Here is a 17,644-nt window from a genome sequence, read left to right on the forward strand (position 1 = left end):
AAGTCGCGCACGGCAGGAGAGGATGACCCTGCGGCCTGACAGCCGTCAACCCGTATCCGCTGGCGAACTCCGCCGCGGTTACGCTTGCCTGTCCGTTAGCTGCGTGCCGCGGTGACCTTGGCTCTGAAGCCGCCATCGCCGCAATGCGCTGCGGCTTCGTCGGCAATGTCAGAGCAAAATGGCTTGAGCCGTCTCTGCCCGTCCCATAGCCTCGGCGGATGAAAATTCCGTTCCGCTATTTTAACCTGACAATAACTATAAGCGCCTGCCGCCCGAAAGTTGACTCTGGAGCCGATGGAGTGCTTCCGTTCGAGCAATGAGACATGCCGTATGGTGGTTGCCAAAGGCGATGGAAGGGATCGTTATGGACGGGAAGAGTCATACATCTTTTGAAAACGTCGAAATCCGGCCGCTGGCGGGGGCCTGCGGGGCGGAGATCCTGAATATCGATTTGGCGGGAAACCTGACGCCGGAAGTATATGAATTCTGTAACCGCGTCCTGTTGGAATATGGCGTCATCTTCTTCCGCGACCAGGACCTGACACCGCAGCAGCTTCTGAATTTCGCTGAGCTTTGGGGCGATATCCATGTGCATCCGCACCAGCCTTCGCTGCCCGGCGCTCCCGGCGTGTGGGAGTTGATCAAGGAGCCCGACGAACGCATGGCCATTGGCGACAATTGGCACAGCGACCAGATGTTCACGGCAGAGCCTGCTCTGGGCACGATCCTTTACGCCAAGGAAGCTCCGCCCTATGGCGGGGACACCATGTTTTCCAACATGTATATGGCCTATGACGCGCTGTCCGCGGGGATGAAGGCGATGCTGGCTGGTGTGAAGACGCTGAACAAATACCCGTTCGAACGGGCGCGCAACCGGGCGCTGCAGCAGGGTTTCAAGGCGGACGATATCCCGACCGTGGAGCACCCGCTGTTTCGCCGCCATCCTGAAACGGGGCGCACCAGCCTGTATTTCTCCTACGGCGGTACGACGCGGGGTCTTGCAGGGATGCGCGACGAGGAAAGCGCGCCGATCCGCAACTACCTGACCTGGCATATGGGGCGGCCTGAATTCACGTGCCGCTTCCGATGGGAAGTAGGCTCCATCGCGTTCTGGGACAATCGATGCGTCAACCACCGCGCGGTGAACGACTATCACGGATTCCGGCGCTACATGCAGCGGGTGACGATCAAGGGGGATGCGGTAATCGCGGCATAGGACGCCTCGTTGTGGACGCTCTCCTATTCCGCCGCCGCGGTCTTCCTCGTGCCGCGCCGCGATGCCGTCGATCGTTTCGATAATCGGGGTCCAGTTCGATGCCCGGACCCCCTGTCGCTGGCAGCGTGCGAGCCTTGCGGGCGGCTCCTTCGTCGGATAGCGGGCGTTCCTCGTCAGGCTGCTCTGACTACCGCTTTGCGCTACGGACCTCGGTAGAAAATCTCAACTGCATTCGATATCACTATCCTCCCGCCTGGGGGTTGACCGCGCCGCTATGGAAGCGAAGAGTTTCATCTACCAACAAAAACGGTCTCAGGAGGGAACCAGTGGCAGAAAGCAACAAGAGCACGGTCTTTGCCGGCGCGGGAAAGGGCGAGGGAAAGAATGCGGGGCGCTATCAAGGCGGGCTGTACCGGCTTCGGCCGGGCGCGGCGACCTGGGAAGCGGTGGGCGGCGGCCTTCCGGAGGGGGCGGAAGTGCGCTGCATTGCACAGCACCCGACCGACCCGAAGTGTCTATTCGTGGGCACCCAGGACGGACCTTACCGGAGCACCGACGGTGGCGAGACTTGGCAGAAGCCAGCCTTCCCACATAAGGGCGCGATCATCTGGGCTCTAGAAGTGCATCCAACCCGGCCGAATATCGTCTATTGCGGCGCCGCGCCGGTGGCCGTGTACCGCAGTACCGACGGCGGCGCCTCCTGGCAGCACCTGCCGCAGGTCGTATCGCCGGCCCATTGCGAACGCAAGGGCTTCGACACGCGGACGATCTGCATCACGTTCAATCCCGCGAAACCCGACGAGGTCTATGTCGGGCTGGAAGTCAGCGGCGCACTACACAGCACCGATGGCGGCGAGACCTGGACGGACGTTTCCGGTCATCTGATGGAACTGGCGCAGCTTCCCCACCTGCAGAGCAACGTGGGCGGCCGGCATTGCGGCGTCTGCGAGGGCATGCTCGATACCCATGCCATGGCGATCAGCGCCGCGGCGCCGGACGCCGCCTTCCTGGGCATCCGCATGGGCATCTTCCGCAGCGACGACCAGGGGGCGCACTGGAACGATATTGCGGTGGGGGAATACTCGCCGCTGACCTATTGCCGCGACGTGATCGTGTCGCCGCACGACCCAAAGGTATTTTACGCCGCGTTGTCAAAGGCGGCGTTCAGCACCGCGGGATCGCTGTACCGCAGTGACGACGTCGCACAGACCTGGAAGCGGATCGACCATGACGTCGAGGCGGACAGCACTATCATGTCGCTCGCGGCACATCCGACAAATCCCGGCGGGCTGTACAGCGTGACGCGCATGGGTCAGGTTATCGGTACGGAGGACAGCGGCGCCACCTGGCAGGACCACCCGCTGCCCGACGGCGTTCACGACGTCTACGCCGTGGCCTGCTACTGATACCGACACAGACTCCCGGTACCGGCTGCCGTCTCACATGCGGGACGGCAGCCACAGCGCTACTTCGGGGAAGATCATCAGCAGCACCATGAAGCCCATCATGATCAACACGAAGGGCACCGTGCCCGCCACGATGATGCCGAGCCCCCAGCGCGAGATGCCCTGAACCACGAACAGGTTCAGGCCGAAGGGCGGCGTCAGCATGCCCATCTCCAGCATCACGACGACGAATATCCCGAACCAGACAAGGTCGACCTGCAAGGCTTCCAGTACCGGCAGCAGTAGCGGCACGGTCAGGACGATCATCCCCGCGCCGTCCAGGAAACAGCCAAGGATGATGTACACTCCCATCAGGATCAGCAGGAACGTGAACGCATCGAAGCCCAGCCCGGAAATGAATTCCACCAGCGATGTGCCGATGCCGCCCAGTTCGATTCCGTAGCCGAAGAAGAAGGCGCCCAGGATGATGAACAGCAGCGTCGCGCTTGTTTCCACGGTACGCTGCAATGCCCGCATCAGCACGGCGCGGCTCAGCCCACCGGACACGGCGGCGATCGCAAAGGCGAGCACGCAACCCAGCGCGGCCGATTCCGTCGGCGTGGCGATGCCGAAATAGATCGTTCCCAGCACCATGAATATCAGGCCGAGGAAGGGTACCAGATCGAAGAGCGCGCGGCGGATTTCCGCAGGGTCTGCCGGCGTATCCTCGCGCGGGGCGATCTGCGGCGAAATCACCGCCCGTGCCCCGACATAAACTGAGAACAGCCCCGCCAGCAATGCCCCCGGCAGCACCCCGGCCATGAACAGTTTGGCAATGGAAACCTCGGTGATCGTGCCGTAGATGATCATGGTGAGGCTGGGTGGGATCAGGATGCCCAGCGTGCCGCCGGCCGCCAGCGAACCGCAGCTCAGCTTCGGGTCATAGCCGCGGGCGTCAAGCTGCGGCAGGGCGACGGTGCCGATGGTCGCTGCGGTTGCGGCGCTGGACCCGCAGATCGATGCGAACAGAGCTGACCCGAGGATATTCGTCTGCAGCAGCCCGCCAGGCAACCGCCGCACCAGCAACGCGGTGCCGTTATAAAAGCGCGATCCCAGCCCGGCATTGGACAGGATTTCCGCCATCAGGATGAACAGTGGCAGCGCCGTAAGGGTAAAGCTGCTGAGCGTGCTCCACGAGATCAGACCAAGCGCCCGGAAGCCGTTGGTGCCTGCCTCCAGCCAGATGATAATGAGGCCCGCGATGCCGACGGCGAAGGGGATCCACATCCCCGTCAGCATCAGGGCGAGGACGACGAGGCCCGCGATGGAAAGTTCAATGGCCCACATAGTGTCGGCCTCCGCCGGATTGTTCCGCGTCGCGCAATTCCCAGCGCCTGCCGGGGCGGCGGGCATGCTGCAGCGTCTCGTTGGCTAGCGATACCAGTAGCAGCGCCCCGCCCAGCGCAATCAGCGACTGTGGGATCCACACCGGGAAGCTCATCAGCGTTACCGAGACGATCTCCCGCCGGTGCGAGGTATAGACCAGCCGGATCAGCTGGTGCTCCAGAATGACCATGAAAACCAGCGACACTGCATGGCACAGCAGAATACACCGGGCCTGCGCCCGGGGGCCGAGGCGGCCGAACACCACCTCGACCCGCAGGATGTTGTCCGAGCGCAGGGCGTGCGCCAAGCCGAACATCGTGAAGGCGGCCATCAGGTAGCCGACAAATTCCTCCACGACGAACAGGGTCGTACCAAAGAAGGTACGCAGCACCACCTCCAGTGAGACGACGCCCACAATGGCGATAGCGATGAGCGCGCTCACCCACAGCCCGACACGGCTCACCCTTCCCAGGAACCGGTCGAACCGGTCCAGCGGTGACACTCTTGCGTCCAAGGCGCGCGGCCTAGTTGCGCATCGCCGCGGGCTTCAGCTTCGCGAGGGCGTCCTGCCCCACGGCGCCCATCTTCGCGGCTTCTTCCTCCCACACGATCTGCGCCTTCTCGAAGCCAAGCTTGCGCGCGGCCGCGTCAGGCTGCGTGACGACCAGCCCGTCCTTCTGGAACTTGTCCATCAGCCCGGCTTCCTGCGAAGCCAGCGTCTCGGTCACCCAGTTGCACTGCTCCTGGGCGATGCCGCGCAGCGCCTTCTGGTGGTCGTCCGACAAATCCTCGAAGGCCTCGCGGTTCGCGACGACGAACGACGTCCCGTAGTTCAGCAGCAGGTGGTAGTTGAACTTGATGTTCTCGATCCACAGCCGCGCCCCTGCTCCGGAGGTGATGGCGCCCTCAACAAGTCCCTGCTGCAGCGCCGGCGCAACTTCTGCGGTGGCGATAGTCACGGGGATGGCGCCGAACTGCTGGATGAACGCGCCCTGCTGGGGCGAGGTCACGCGTATCTTCATACCGTTTAGGTCGGACAGCTTCTCAACCTTCTTGTCGACGGTCCAGATCGAATGCGCCGGGTACCACCACATGCACAAATCGACTACGTCCTTTTTGTACAGCTCCGCGTCGATGATCGGCTGCAGCGTGTTCTTCAGCCCGCTGCGCAGGATATTCTCGTCCGGGAACAGCATCGGGAACCGCGACACGCCGTAGACCGGCACCAGCGATACGGTGCCGCTGGTCGCCGCCGCGAACTGGATGATGTTGTCGGCAATGGCGTTGGCGACGTCGTTGCCCTTGATGGGCAGCGCGCCTGCGGGAACCACCTCGATTACGAGCTCGCCCTTGGTTGCCTCCTTCGCCTTGTCGGCGATATGGACAAGGAAATCATATTCGGGAACGCCGATTTTCGGCGTGTAAGTATAGCCTTGCCACTTGGTTTCGGCCTGGGCCGTTATGGCGAAAACCGTGGCCGCGCAAAAGGCGGCTGCCCTGATGAAATTGCTCTGCTTCATTCTTCTTCTCCCTTTAAGGCATTTTGCGTGTGGGATTCAGCACCGCGATGGAAATACAGACCATTGAGGCTTCGGCCGCCGCAGCGCGGCGCGCCGCATTACCGGCGCGGGCCGCAATTTACGCGCGATTCCCATATATTGCGGTGCAAATACAGATGCGGTGCCATCGGTCCGTCCTCCCAAGACTAATGCGCCAGAAACGGCGTACCAGTAGCAACTCTAATGCGGCCGGATCGCGCATGACAACCCCACGCCGAGGGTGCTAAGGGTCAAAGCGTCTCCAGTAACGCGGCGATATTATTATTTTTCTCCACGGCCAACAGCGCGTTCACCACGTGATCAATCCCTGCAGGCGTTAAAATACCATCCGCATTGCGGCGGAATTTTTCGATCATATCGGCTTCATTCATCGGATTATGCGGCGTTCCGCGCAGATGATCGATGCGATGGCGCCGCTTCGTACCGTCGCGCGAGGTAACATGCACCTCGCCACTCCATTGAGTCCGCGGCTCATTAGTTTCTGCGGTTACTCCGTAAACCTTGGCAGCCAAGCCGGCAAAGCGGCCGTCAGCGAGGGCCGCTGGATCGAAGCTATGCTTGTCGAGCCCGCCTGTCGACAGAGCTTCCGAGATGCAATGCGGCAAGCTGTACCGCGCATGCCAGGGTGTTGTCGGCCGCAGCTTCTCGTCCCGTGGTTCGCAAACCGGAGGAATCATGTAGCCGGGCATTGGGCATTCAATCGATACGATCTGATCGAGCCGAAGGTCCTCGCTTTGCTGTAGTTCGAGCGCCGCGTCGATATAGGGTTGGATATAGTGCCCGCACGGGAAGGGCCGAGAGGCAATGTTCAGAACTTCCCAGCGGTCACCCAGCCTGTCAGTGATCGCGTTAAAGTCGACCGGGTCCGCCTGGACATGCGACTGAAAAAATCCGAACCGGCCCTCAAAGACCGATGCCGGTCCAGTGACATGGTGACGAGCCAGGTGCAGAGCCTGGAGCGCGGCGCGGGCCGCCAAACCCGTATGCAGCGTCTTCGCATCAGTCCCATCCTCCCACGACGCCATGATGCCGGCCGCCATACTGCCCGCGATGCCGATCGCGTTCTTGAGTTCGGTCGCCGTCGCCCCGGCGATCTTGGCCGCCGCGTAGGTGCAGCCGAATGCGGCAACCATCGCCGTTGGATGCAGGCCGCGATGGTGAAATACTCCTGGTGCCGCCAGGCCAAGACGGCAGGAGAGTTCGTTGCCGACCAACACCGCCTCGATTAATCGCCGTCCATCGACACTATGCTGTGCACCGAGAGACAGCGCTGTCGCGACGACCGGCGTGCTGGCATGGATGCCGGTTGCGACATGACTGTCGTCAAACTCCATCACACAACCCATCGTTGCCATGAGCAGCGCGGCGTCTTCCGGTGTGTGAAGGCTGGCAAGACCGACTGCCTGTACGCCGGACGGATCTGCCGGATAAGCGTCGCACAGATGGTCGACCAATGCCATGTCGCGACCGGCAAGCATGGCGCCAACGATGTCCAACACTCGCCACACCGTCGATTGCACAACTGCCTCCGGCACCTGATCCAGCGACAGACCCGACGCCCAATCAGCCAGAATTTCGTTTATAGTCGACACATATCCTCCTTGTCGTCCCATCATGCTGGCAGATGATCTTCGTTCCGCCAAGAAGACAATGTGAGGCTTTGACACGTTAAGTCGATAGCTGATGCTGGCAGGTTAACGCTAACTTGTCTCCGGTTTGAGGTCGCAGGATGCGGCCGATCTAGGAGGGACCATGCGGCCGATTTCATTAAATCGTCACAGGTTTCCGCCGGACGTGATCCGGCATGCAGTCTGGCTATATTTTCTGTTCGCCCCGGGCACCCGGGATGTCGAGGAACTGCTGGCGCAACGCGGCATTGAGGTGCGCCGCGAGGCGGTTCGTTGCTGGGTCAACAAGTTTGACCCGCGGATCGCGGCCAATCTTCGCCGGCGCCGTGGTCCGCCGACCGGCCGCTGGCATTTGGATGAGATGGTGGTGAAGATTGCCGATCGACGAATGTATCTCTGGCGGGCGGTAGACGACGAGGGCGAAGTGCTGGATGCCCTGGTCCAGAAGCGTCGCAACAAGGCCGCGGCGTTGAAGCTTTTGCGGAGACTCCTGAAGAACCAGAGGGTTGACCCAGAGACGATCACCACGGACAAGCTGGCATCGTATCGGGCCGCGGCCCTGGATCCGGGGCTGTCGGACCGCCATCGGCCGGCGGAATGCGCGAGAACAACCGGGCTGAATACGCTCACATGGTTATCCGGCGCCGGGAGCGAAAGCAGCAGAAATTCAAATCGCAGGGCTCAGCCCGACGATTCCTCGCCAGCCATGCCGCCGTCTACAACATCTTCAATATCCAGCCCCATCTGATCTCCCGGCCAAATCTCCGGATCCTGCGCGCTCAGGCTGACCGGGCGTGGGAAGTTGCGACGGTCGCTGCCTGATCCACTGAAACAGGAGGGTCGTCGTCAGGAAAATCGACTTAACGTGTCAGCACCGGCCCGCAGATCGCGAGGCCGTTTTGAGATAGACGAAAGCCCGCTCAAGCCGAGCCAGTCTCTCGCCCTGGACAGATAGGCCTTTTTCCCGGTCAGCACGATGCTCTCCGAGGACAATGCGGCGTCGAGATCGTACCATCCCATCCAGACGCGGGTCATTGTGCGAAGATCGGTTTCAAGGTGGACGTCAACCTCGTGTCCGGGGTCGAAATAGCAGAGATCAACTTCCCCCTCTCAAAGACCAACCAATGCTCCGTCAGACCATCAGGCGCGTCGGCAAAATCAAAGCGCACCGTGAATGGATCAGGCAAGAAATCGGCGGGCGTCACATTGCGCCGGATATCCCACATCAAGAACCGCACATCGATGTTTTCGAGTGACGGCTCTTCATCGATCCACTCTTGTCCCCAAATCGCCATAGACCGAACCACAGAAGCGAGAGCCTCACCAGCAGGTGTGAGACGGTATGCTCCTGATGTCCCACGCATGCCTGGCATGTGCATCACCACACCACTGGCCTCCAATTCACGGAGCCGACCCGAGACAAATGCGCAATTGGTTGCCCTACAATTCGAGCGCGTCGGCGACTTGCGTTATATGGTGGACGTCCGAACCACAACAACCGCCGAAGACATTGAGCCATGGCATTTTCGCTCTGATTGCTTTGTATTGGGCACCGAGCTCTTCTGGGTTGCCACGATCCAGCGTCTCTGATTCGTCCAGTTCGGCATGGCTTTTTCGGGAGGCATTGCAGCGAATACCGCGGATACGCCGCGCCCAATCGCCGTTCTTCAGCACGGGCATGAAGTGGTCCGGATGAGCGCAGTTGATCATGAAGTATGCGGCACCCGACTGAGATTCTTCGTCGACCTGCTCTATCGCCTCGCCCAGCGGCTGGCCCGTAGGCAGGCGGCCGTCCGTCTCCACGGTGAACGACACGACGGCCGGCAGACCGACGGCGCTGGCGGCACGGACGAGGCCGATCGCTTCGTTCGACTGCGTGAAGGTGAGCGCTGTGACCATGTCGACTTCGGTATCCGCGAGCCAGTTGACCTGCCTGGCGTGATAGGCTTCGGCCTCGTCGGCGGCGACGGCCGCTTCTGGCGTGTAAGCATCGTCTCGCGGGCCGATCACGCCGTTGAGTTTTGGTTATGTCCGGGAAATTTTCACGGATTCCGGCGATGAACTCGATTGCGTCCCGGTTCGCGCTGCGCAACTCGTCCTCACTCTCATCCAGATCGCGAGCCCAATGCATGTGGGCTTTCCAAGTCTGACTGTCGAGGATAAAGCCGACATTACGCGTCCGGGCGAGCGATAGGAATCGATCAAAGTAGTGCGTCAGGGCCTCTCGTCCTCTCGCGTCTGGCAACAACGTATGAGCTGCAAACTCACGGATCTCGACTCCATGGTTGAAAATCAGGTCTGTTTCGATTCCGGCGTCTGTAAGAAAAATGTCATCCGACATCTGAGGCAAACTGTTGCGAAACCTAGGCATCGTTTTCTCCCGAAATTGTTGTCCGAAGGAAAGGGCGGCGGTTATGTATCGCTTCCGCACCAAATAACCTTTCCGCTCTGGCATCACAGCCGCTGCTGCCGGCCACAGCCAGTGACCGGACTGTAGCGGTCCCGGTACAGTTTATGGACTGGGACGTTGGGGAAATCTGGTCTAGCATCAGGCTGAGGAGGAACAAGTAATGTCAATCAAGAGCTACGGTCTATTTTGTCCGCTTGCCATGGCCTGCGAGATCATCGAACCGCGCTGGACCCTTTTGATACTGTTGGAAATGGCCGCCGGCGCGACTCGCTTCAACGACATCCGGCGGGGTGTCCCGGGAATTTCTCCGACTCTTCTATCAAAGCGTTTTAAAGAAATGGAAAGACACAAGCTGATCGAGAGGCTGGAGGACACGTCAAAAGGTACCGTCGACTACGTGCGCACCCCTATGGGGATCGAGCTTGAGCCAGCACTTAGGCTGCTAGGCAAATGGGCATACCAGAACATCGAGGCGGAGGTCGCCTTGGACGAATTGAAGCCGGATTATCTGATGTGGAACCTGCGGCGAAAGATCGATACCACGGCGTTTCCAGAGTGCCGCGTAGTCGTTCGTTTTCATTTCACCGATTTGAGGGAAAACAAAGCAACCTATTGGTTGATCGCAAGGCCCGGAATGGCCGTGGATCTCTGCGTTATCGACCCGGGGTTCGATATTGATTTGTTCGTCGAAGCCGATTCAAGAGCGTTTGCATCCGTATGGATGGGGTATTCATCTTGGCAATCTGAAATCTCCAACGACAGAGTTTTTCTAAGCGGTGACCTGCGTCTCGCCAAAACGATCGACAAATGGCTGGTGAAATGCAGCTTCGCTGCAGTGAGTTAGATTTTAGAAAATACAACGTCGACGTCCGGTTTTGGCACTATTGAGACGGGCTTTGTCAAAGCAAACGGGGTTGATACGGGGAAGAGTGGTCCGTAGCCTCGGGGGATGAAGAATCCATTCCGTAATTTCAACAGCTCACCCGAGGTGATCCGCCTGACGGTGATGCTGTACATCCGCTATCCGCTGTCATTGCGGCAAGGACGCCGAGACAGGTAATCAGGAGCGTCCCGCGCGCCCGGCTATCGCCCCTGTTGCACCATCTTGCGTCTCGACATTGAGCACATTGAGGAAGATATCCCAGTTTCCCAGCAGTTACTCAACACGACGTGAGAAACGCAGGTGGTCAACGTGGAACAGGTAACCTGAGGGTAGGCGCCGAGCGAAGGTCATCGTGGCCATATGTACGGCGGCCATTTGCGCCGCTAGAATCGTTTCCATCTGGTCTTTTGGCTCTATGTGAGCGCGAAAAACCCGAAGACTTCGGAGCGAAGCGAAAAAAGCAGAGGAACGGTACTCTTTTCTCTAAAAGGCAAAAGCGCATCAACAGCTGGCACTAAGTTTAATCTATAAGGCTAATTGTCCATGAATCAGCCTTGGGTTAACCGCTTTGACGAAGCACTGCGGATTCGTGTGGTTTTGCTAAAATACTACCTTGAATGGAAAGTCGATTACCCTCATATGATTAAAAAATAACAATAGTGGGGATCGGCCGGGCCAGAGGTAATGCATCTCGCCATTGATGCGCACGAAAACCTCATCCAGATGCCAGCGCCAGTTCGAAAATAACCGGTGGTCAACGCGACGCCCCCGGATCTCGGCGGCGAACATCGGACCAAACCGATTTCACCAGAAACGCACCGTCTCGTGGCAGATGTCGATCCCACGCTCGAACAGGAAGTCCTCGACCTGACGAAGCGAGAGCGGATAGCGGATGTACGTCATGACCGTAAGGCGGATTACCTCGGGCGACCTGTTGAATTAGCGGAACGGATTTGTCATCGGCCGACGCTACGCGACAACCATCCAAGTCTCAAGCCGATTTGGTCTGACAAAGCCCGCATAGGCCCTTCCGACGACGGGAGGGCGCCATGGCCCGGTTCCGGGATATCAAGACTCTGCAGAAATTTGCTTCAGCGCACGCCTCGATCCACAACCACTTCAACCTCGAACGCCACCTCATTCCCCGCAAACCTATAAGCACGGCCGTTCCGCTGTGCTGGCCGAATGGCGGCAACTCGCGGCATAATGACGGCATCGCTCGCAAATTCGGCGACTGGTTCGCATTGCTCTGACAGCACCAAAATGCACCCTACTTCTTCAGCAGCCTGCTAGCGGCGGTTAAGCTGGAAGACGGTTTTCCGGTCCGGGCTGACCCACAGCGCCCTGGTTTCGCTGACGAAACGGAATGTTCCGCCGAATTCGGTGCTGTATTCGTTGTCACCGGTCTTGTCATAGCGACGTTCAATTTCGGTGCCTTCGCGACGCACCACGAGGAAACTGCCCGTCTGTTCGATGAACTCGTCCGCCAGCGCATTGCCGTTGACCGTGAAGTCCCACACCCCCAGCGCCGCGATAGCGGCCGTCCCGCCAACCGGTCCCGTCGGCACGTCATCGGGATTGCCCGGTATCAGTTCGGCCTCGTTACCTTCGAAATCCTCGAACTTCAGGAGCTTGAAATTCTTCCGGAATTTCAGGGTTTCCTTGTTGCCACCGCTCCCGTGGCTGTAGCTTCGCCGGAAGACCCGCCCCCTTGTATAGGTTTTCGGTTCACCGTTGTTGACGCTGACCTGCAGCGTTTCCTCGCCCTGGCCCTGGATGATCAGTCCGACCGGGTCGCCGCCGTCCTCGAATGCCCCGATCCAGGCCCCCTCAATCGATGCCGGGACAACCGGAAGCAGCCGGGTTTCCGCACCGTCCTTCGGCCTGTAGCGCAGCTGGGTGTAGTTCTTGCGGAACCGGATGCGGTCCTCGTTGCTGTTCGTGAAATCGCGTTTGCGTTTGTTCCTGCGGGTGAACTCTTCCAACGGCCCGTCATTGATGCTGGCCATCAGCGAAAGTTCCCGCTCGCTTGCAATATAGATCGTCCCGTTGCCACCGCCGACCCTGCCTTCCCAGGTACCCTCGGTGCATTTCATCTCGTCGTCGCAGACCTGTGACGTCTTCGCCTTGATATAGGCGCCGCCGACATCCAGCCCCAGTGACTTGCCGAGCGCTACGGTAAAGCCAAGGAATCGTCCGACTTCATCGTCGTCGCCGTCGCCGTCCTCGTCGCGGCGCTCGAACCACATGCCGAGCGATACTTCCCAGGGTACGCCCGACAGCCCGTGTTCCTTTATGCCCTTGATCCCGTCCGTCAGGCCCTTGGTCATTTTGGAGACGTCCTTGCCCTTCACGGCCTGGGCCGTACCCAGCAGATCGAATATATCGGCAACATAACCATGCGACTTGCCGCGCAGGTTGTTGGAATCATCGACCCAGAATCCGAGCGTTCCCGCAACCGTGGCGCCGCCGCCCAGACGAAAATTGACGCTGCTGGCGGAGTACATCTTGACGTCCCTGTCCGCGCCTGAAGCGCAGTTCCAGGCCCAGCCGCCTTCACCCTCGACATTGAAGATAAATCCGATTTCGCCGCCGCCGCCCGCCGTCATCGCCCTGAACGCTCCCGGGCATTTTTCCACCGGCACCGCTTCCTCGGCGTCCAGCGTGCCCGCCTCGACCTGCTGGTTGATGCCGCTGCTGCCGTTTACCTTGAACGCCGCGCCGATCATCTCTGGAATGTAACGGCCAATAATCCCGAGTTGCGCCAGCGCCGCCCGCTTCGTCGCGCCCGCCGGCGTAATCTTGCAGATACCGTTCAGACCCCGCTTCAGACCGTCCTCGCAGGGCTTGCCCTTATCGGTGATCTTGCAGGCGCGCTGCCCCTCGCCGCCGCAGCTGACGCATACGCCGCCGCGCCCGGTCGAGCCCACCTCGCATTGCCGGCCGGCCTTGAGCACGCGGCAGGCGGTCTCGCCAACGCCGCCACAGGGCTTGCAATAACCGTTATTGTCCGGTTCAAAACTGCCCCGACACGGGAAGCCCGCGACGAGTTTCGGGCAGGCCTTCTGGTCCGGGCCGCCGCAATACTGGCAGATGCCGTCGATTTTCTTGAGGTCACCGGTGCATTGCGCGCCCGCCTTCAGCGCCCGGCAAGCCGGTTGCCCGTTACCGCCGCAGGGCCGGCAACGGCCGCCATTGTCGGGCTCATAACTGCCGCGGCAGGGATAGCCGCTGGCGATCTTCGGACAGGCCCATTCGTTCGGACCGCCGCAGGACTGGCAGGTGCCGTTGATTTTTGTCAAATTGCTGTCGCACTGCTTGCCGGACTTCAGCACGGGGCAGGCCGGTTGACCGCGAGCGCCGCACGGGTTGCAGACCCCGCCGATATTCACCAGGTCGCCCTCGCATTGCTTGCCCGCCTTCAATACCGGGCAGGCCTTTTCACCCCGACCGCCGCAGCGGTGACAGGAGCCGTCGATCTTCGTCAGGCCGCTGTCGCATTGCTTGCCCGCCTTCAGCGCCCGGCAGGCCTTTTGCCCGTCGCCGCCGCATGATCTGCAATAGCCGTTACTGTCCGGCTCATAACTGCCCTTGCAGGGGTATCCGCTCTTGATCTTCGGGCAGGCCTTCTCGCCGCCGCCGCCGCAACTGGCGTAACACCGCCCGTCGATTTTAATGCCGGTAAAGCAGGGTTTCCCCTTCGCCGATTTCGGGCAGGCGCGCTCGCCATTTTCGCCGCACTTCCGGCAGGTATTGCCAAATTTTCCAAGGCCTTCGTCACAGATCCGCCCCTTGTATATGACCGGACAAGGCGGTTGCCCTTCGGCGCTGCATTCGCTTTTTTTTGGCAGTTTGGCATCCGCCACGCCGGGCGACATCACCGTCAGAACGAGACACAGGAACAACGTCTTGATCAGTAATCCGAATATCGTCCGTCCGTGCTGCATGCCATTTCCCCTTCACGCCAATTCAACCAGCGGCCAGACCGTAACTTTCGCAAAAACCAGCTGTCGGGGAAATGGGTAGCGTTACCCAATCGCCCCGGACCACGCCGTTACCTGTTCATACTGCCCCCGCATCGTCCAGCAACCCGTCCCGCAGCGCCCGCGCCATCAGTTCCGCCACCGACCGCACGTCCAGCTTCGCCATCAGGCTGGCCCGGTGTTTTTCCGCGGTGCGCGGGCTGATGCCCTGGGCTTCGGCGATCTCCTTCGTTGTCCGTCCACGCAGCACCATGTGCAGCGTCTGCCGCTCGCGCCGCGTCAATGTCGCGGCCTCGGGCTGCCCGCGGATGAGATCGAGACATTCCGGTGCAATGAACTTTCCGCCGCGCAGGATCAGCGGCAGCTTTTCATACAGCAGCCCGTTCGGCCCGCCCTTGGCGAACATGCCGTCAACGCCGGCCTCGACAAGCTGGCCCAGGACTCCGCCCGCCATGACTGAGGAAAACACGACGGTCTTCGTTGCCGGGCTCCACCGGCGGATTTCGTTGAATACCTCCGCCCCGCCTGACAGCGGCATGGTCAGGTCGAGCAGCAGCAGATCCGGTCGGTGCTGCTTTACGACGGCCAGGGTCTCGAAGCCGTCGCCGGCCTCGGCCACGACATGCAGCCCCGTATCCTCCACGACACCCGGCGTTTCCAGCGCCACGCGCAGCCCCGCGCGGACGATTTCATGATCATCCGCGATCACGACGGTAAAGCGGTCGTCCGGCCCTTTCGCGGCCAGCATTCCATGCGCATCCATGCCCTGTGAAATACCGGAATAAGCCGCATTTGAAAACCGCCCCGCAGCAGAAACGTCACTCGCCCGGCGCGCGCGGCGCCAGAACGGCGAAGCCCGTGCCTTGCCCGGCGATACTGCGGGAACACAATTCCAGACCGTTTTCCGCCGCAAGTTCGCCGACAATGGACAGACCAAGCCCGTCACCCCCGGATTCCGCGCCCTTCGCACCCGCCGTCATGGCCGCCTCCACGTTGCCGCCGGGGAACCCCTGACCGTCATCGGCCACGACCAGCCGCAGGTCCATCGCACGCGGGCGAACGCCAACGAGAATCCGCCGCGCCCCCGAATGCGCGATGGCGTTAGACACCAGGTTGGACGCAATCCGCATCAGCACCATTGCCGGCGCGTGGAACCGCGCCGTGCTGGCGACGAATCGCAGGTCGATCCCCCGCGCGCGCGCCTCCGCGCCAAACATCCGTTCCAGCATGGATAACAGCAGTCCCGCCGGAACGGTTTCCGCCACCGTATCCGACAGGGATTCCCCGCCCCGGCCGGAACGGGCGAGTTCCGCGGTCAGCACATCGAAATGGTCGAGGATACGGTCCAGCCGTTCGGCGTTGTCCGGCGCGATGGCGCCGTGCAGCCCGTCCAGTTCCGCGCGCAGGGCGGCAAGGGGCTGGCGGATATCGTGCGAGGCTGTGGAAATCTGGCGCGTTCGCCGCGCCGCCGTCTCGCGGGCGTTCGCGTATTCGCGCTCCATCTCCAGCAGGGCGGCGCCGGTCGCCGCTTCCTTGCGCGCGGCCGCCAGTGCCGCCGCCATCGCCGCATCGCGCGACCGGCGCATATCGATCACCGCCGTCCCGATCGCGCCGATGGCCGGCACCACGACCAGCGCAAAGAGCAGCCGGAACGGACTGGTCCCGCCGCCCAGGATAAGTACCGCGCCCAGCGCCACCATCAGCGCCAGGGCGATTATCGCGGGCAGGCGGAACGGGCTGCCATCGGCCCGGCGCCAGGTCACGGTCGGGATGATATGGCTGGCGAACATCGCCGCGAACAGCGCGTTGACCGCCAGGACCGTGAATCCGTATGGCGCCAGCCAGGCGGGCAGGATCATCGCGAGCGACAGCAGCGCCATCCCCTGCAGGATACGCCGGATCCGCGGCATCTGCCGGCCCGGATCTATGCCGCGCTCTGCCGTGAAAAAGCCGAAGGCGATGGCCATATGGGCGACGGTCAGCACCAGCGACCGTTCCGTTCCGATGGCGAGACCTATACCGGCAAGCCCGCCTTCCATGAGCCAGCCCAGCAGCAGCATCGCCGCAAAGAGCAGGCCGTAACAGATGCCGATCCGGTTCCGCATCAGCGTGCACATCAACAGGAAACCGGCGATCAGCATTGAACCGGCCGTGAAGAATACGGCAGACCCGACCGGGGAGCCGGGCGCCAGCAGCACGTCATACAGGGATTGTGTCATCATGGTCTCGAACCTAGCGCCCGAGGCTCCCGGCGAAAATGGGTATCAATACCCGTTCACCCTGCGGCGCGATGCCGTTAAGGTGGCTTCATCCACGCGGTATGCTGGGGCTACATGGAGAAAAAGAAAGGACAGGGCGCGCAATGAACGGTTTCTGGACATTGAAGACCCATGCGGCGCGGACAGGCGTCGGCGCGCTGCTGGCGCTTACGGTCGTAGCGGCGCCCACCGACCCGGCGTCGGCGCAGAACGTGCTGGACCTGCTCGGCGGCGCCGCCAGCAGCGCGGGCGTCCCGCAGATCCCCGCCTTCCTGCCGGACAAATACAGCGTGCCGGAAACCGACCCCCTGCCGATTGACGGCGTCTGGATGGTATCCACCATCGGCAAACGGATCCGCATCGAAAACGGCCGCGCCTATGCGGTTGATCCATGGCTCCACCTCTTTGTCCTGAAAGTGCAGCCGGACATGGTCGTGCTGCAGAACGTCCGCCGCACCGCCAGCGCCGGGCAATTCGTCGCCGATGACCTGCCGCTGCAGGGGCCCGCCAGCTTCCAGTTGAAACCTGATGGAAACATCAAGGTCACCGTGCAGGGCATGCTGGGGCCTGTCGGCTACGATTTAATCCGGCGAGAACCGGCCTTCCCCGACGCGCTGGGCACGGAAATCACCGCTATGACGGGGAACGCCTATACACCGCCGCCGACCGCACAGCCTTCCCCCCCGCCCGGATACGGGGCACCGCCACCCGAATATGGCGCGCCACCGCCGGCAGCACATCCTTCTCCCCCACCTGGTTACGGTGCACCACCGCCGGGATACGACACGCAGCCGCCCGTCGCCGGCAATCCGCTGGCCGACTGCCAGAATTACGGTATCGATCCCACGACCGGCGACGTCATCTGCATGGATTAGATGCGCGCTTTCAATAGGTTGTCCATTCGGGCCTGACCGAGGAGACCGGAGGTGCCAGACT

12 protein-coding genes and 5 pseudogenes are annotated in these 17,644 nt (G+C 61.4%); 7 read left to right on the plus strand and 10 right to left on the minus strand.

Annotation, left to right across the window (positions count from 1 at the left end; all coding sequences use genetic code 11):
- Positions 1 to 364 precede the first annotated feature (364 nt).
- On the plus strand, positions 365 to 1,216 hold the full coding sequence (locus WD767_15760; GenBank protein MEX2617549.1) for a TauD/TfdA family dioxygenase: 852 nt from the start codon (positions 365 to 367) through the stop codon (positions 1,214 to 1,216).
- 326 nt (positions 1,217 to 1,542) lie between these two features.
- Positions 1,543 to 2,622 carry a hypothetical protein gene (locus WD767_15765; GenBank protein MEX2617550.1) on the plus strand — a complete coding sequence of 360 codons (1,080 nt, stop codon included), beginning with the start codon at positions 1,543 to 1,545 and terminating at the stop codon, positions 2,620 to 2,622.
- A gap of 33 nt (positions 2,623 to 2,655) precedes the next feature.
- Here the strand turns inward: WD767_15765 and WD767_15770 are convergent, their stop codons facing one another.
- From WD767_15770 to WD767_15785, 4 genes are all read right to left on the minus strand, one after another.
- Positions 2,656 to 3,948 (minus strand): TRAP transporter large permease subunit, encoded by a 1,293-nt coding sequence (locus WD767_15770; GenBank protein MEX2617551.1) that lies wholly within the window; start codon positions 3,946 to 3,948, stop codon positions 2,656 to 2,658.
- Entirely contained in the window at positions 3,935 to 4,501 is a 567-nt protein-coding gene (locus tag WD767_15775) for a TRAP transporter small permease (protein ID MEX2617552.1), read from the minus strand. Before WD767_15775 ends, WD767_15770 begins: the two co-directional genes overlap by 14 nt.
- A gap of 10 nt (positions 4,502 to 4,511) precedes the next feature.
- The gene (gene dctP / locus WD767_15780) at positions 4,512 to 5,507 is read right to left on the minus strand and encodes a TRAP transporter substrate-binding protein DctP (protein ID MEX2617553.1); all 996 of its coding nucleotides are present in this window, start codon (positions 5,505 to 5,507) and stop codon (positions 4,512 to 4,514) included.
- A gap of 269 nt (positions 5,508 to 5,776) precedes the next feature.
- Entirely contained in the window at positions 5,777 to 7,138 is a 1,362-nt protein-coding gene (locus WD767_15785) for an MmgE/PrpD family protein (protein ID MEX2617554.1), read from the minus strand.
- Between the two features lie 160 nt (positions 7,139 to 7,298).
- Here WD767_15785 and WD767_15790 point away from each other — a divergent pair.
- Positions 7,299 to 7,996, plus strand: a pseudogene (locus WD767_15790) (IS6 family transposase).
- Between the two features lie 209 nt (positions 7,997 to 8,205).
- Here the strand turns inward: WD767_15790 and WD767_15795 are convergent.
- Together WD767_15795 and WD767_15800 are read right to left on the minus strand one after the other, a co-directional pair.
- Positions 8,206 to 8,583: pseudogene (locus WD767_15795) on the minus strand (winged helix-turn-helix transcriptional regulator).
- Positions 8,584 to 8,614: 31 nt separating this feature from the next.
- Complete coding sequence (locus WD767_15800) at positions 8,615 to 9,184, minus strand: homocysteine S-methyltransferase family protein (GenBank protein ID MEX2617555.1); 570 nt, start codon at positions 9,182 to 9,184, stop codon at positions 8,615 to 8,617.
- A gap of 560 nt (positions 9,185 to 9,744) precedes the next feature.
- On the opposite strand from WD767_15800, the gene WD767_15805 reads away from it, so the two are divergent.
- Positions 9,745 to 10,428: a helix-turn-helix domain-containing protein gene (locus WD767_15805; protein MEX2617556.1), complete on the plus strand. Its 684-nt coding sequence runs from the start codon at positions 9,745 to 9,747 to the stop codon at positions 10,426 to 10,428.
- Between the two features lie 105 nt (positions 10,429 to 10,533).
- Positions 10,534 to 10,623 (plus strand): annotated as a pseudogene (locus WD767_15810) (IS6 family transposase).
- 519 nt (positions 10,624 to 11,142) lie between these two features.
- Here WD767_15810 and WD767_15815 read toward each other — a convergent pair.
- Positions 11,143 to 11,370: pseudogene (locus WD767_15815) on the minus strand (IS6 family transposase).
- Positions 11,371 to 11,477: 107 nt separating this feature from the next.
- On the opposite strand from WD767_15815, the pseudogene WD767_15820 reads away from it, so the two are divergent.
- Positions 11,478 to 11,674 (plus strand): annotated as a pseudogene (locus WD767_15820) (IS6 family transposase).
- An 82-nt stretch (positions 11,675 to 11,756) separates the two neighbouring features.
- Here the strand turns inward: WD767_15820 and WD767_15825 are convergent.
- The 3 genes from WD767_15825 to WD767_15835 all read right to left on the minus strand — a co-directional run bounded on the left by WD767_15825 (position 11,757) and on the right by WD767_15835 (position 16,672).
- A complete protein-coding gene (locus WD767_15825) occupies positions 11,757 to 14,414 on the minus strand; it encodes a hypothetical protein (GenBank protein MEX2617557.1) in 2,658 nt (885 codons plus the stop codon).
- 115 nt (positions 14,415 to 14,529) lie between these two features.
- Positions 14,530 to 15,198 (minus strand): response regulator transcription factor, encoded by a 669-nt coding sequence (locus WD767_15830; protein MEX2617558.1) that lies wholly within the window; start codon positions 15,196 to 15,198, stop codon positions 14,530 to 14,532.
- A 70-nt stretch (positions 15,199 to 15,268) separates the two neighbouring features.
- Positions 15,269 to 16,672, minus strand: coding sequence for a HAMP domain-containing sensor histidine kinase (locus WD767_15835; protein ID MEX2617559.1), 1,404 nt, complete (start codon positions 16,670 to 16,672; stop codon positions 15,269 to 15,271).
- Positions 16,673 to 16,812: 140 nt separating this feature from the next.
- Here WD767_15835 and WD767_15840 point away from each other — a divergent pair, with 140 nt between their 5' ends.
- Positions 16,813 to 17,583, plus strand: coding sequence for a hypothetical protein (locus WD767_15840; GenBank protein MEX2617560.1), 771 nt, complete (start codon positions 16,813 to 16,815; stop codon positions 17,581 to 17,583).
- Positions 17,584 to 17,644: the final 61 nt, after the last annotated feature.

Source organism: Alphaproteobacteria bacterium, assembly GCA_040905865.1.
Taxonomy (GTDB): domain Bacteria; phylum Pseudomonadota; class Alphaproteobacteria; order UBA8366.

Bases quoted from the DNA above. Each gene is read 5' to 3' on its own strand.
- WD767_15760 (MEX2617549.1), top strand. From the start codon at position 365: ATGGACGGGAAGAGTCATACATCTTTTGAAAACGTCGAAATCCGGCCG.
- WD767_15770 (MEX2617551.1), bottom strand. From the start codon at position 3,948: ATGTGGGCCATTGAACTTTCCATCGCGGGCCTCGTCGTCCTCGCCCTG.
- dctP (MEX2617553.1), bottom strand. From the start codon at position 5,507: ATGAAGCAGAGCAATTTCATCAGGGCAGCCGCCTTTTGCGCGGCCACG.
- WD767_15805 (MEX2617556.1), top strand. From the start codon at position 9,745: ATGTCAATCAAGAGCTACGGTCTATTTTGTCCGCTTGCCATGGCCTGC.
- WD767_15825 (MEX2617557.1), bottom strand. From the start codon at position 14,414: ATGCAGCACGGACGGACGATATTCGGATTACTGATCAAGACGTTGTTC.
- WD767_15830 (MEX2617558.1), bottom strand. From the start codon at position 15,198: ATGCTGGCCGCGAAAGGGCCGGACGACCGCTTTACCGTCGTGATCGCG.
- WD767_15835 (MEX2617559.1), bottom strand. From the start codon at position 16,672: ATGATGACACAATCCCTGTATGACGTGCTGCTGGCGCCCGGCTCCCCG.
- WD767_15840 (MEX2617560.1), top strand. From the start codon at position 16,813: ATGAACGGTTTCTGGACATTGAAGACCCATGCGGCGCGGACAGGCGTC.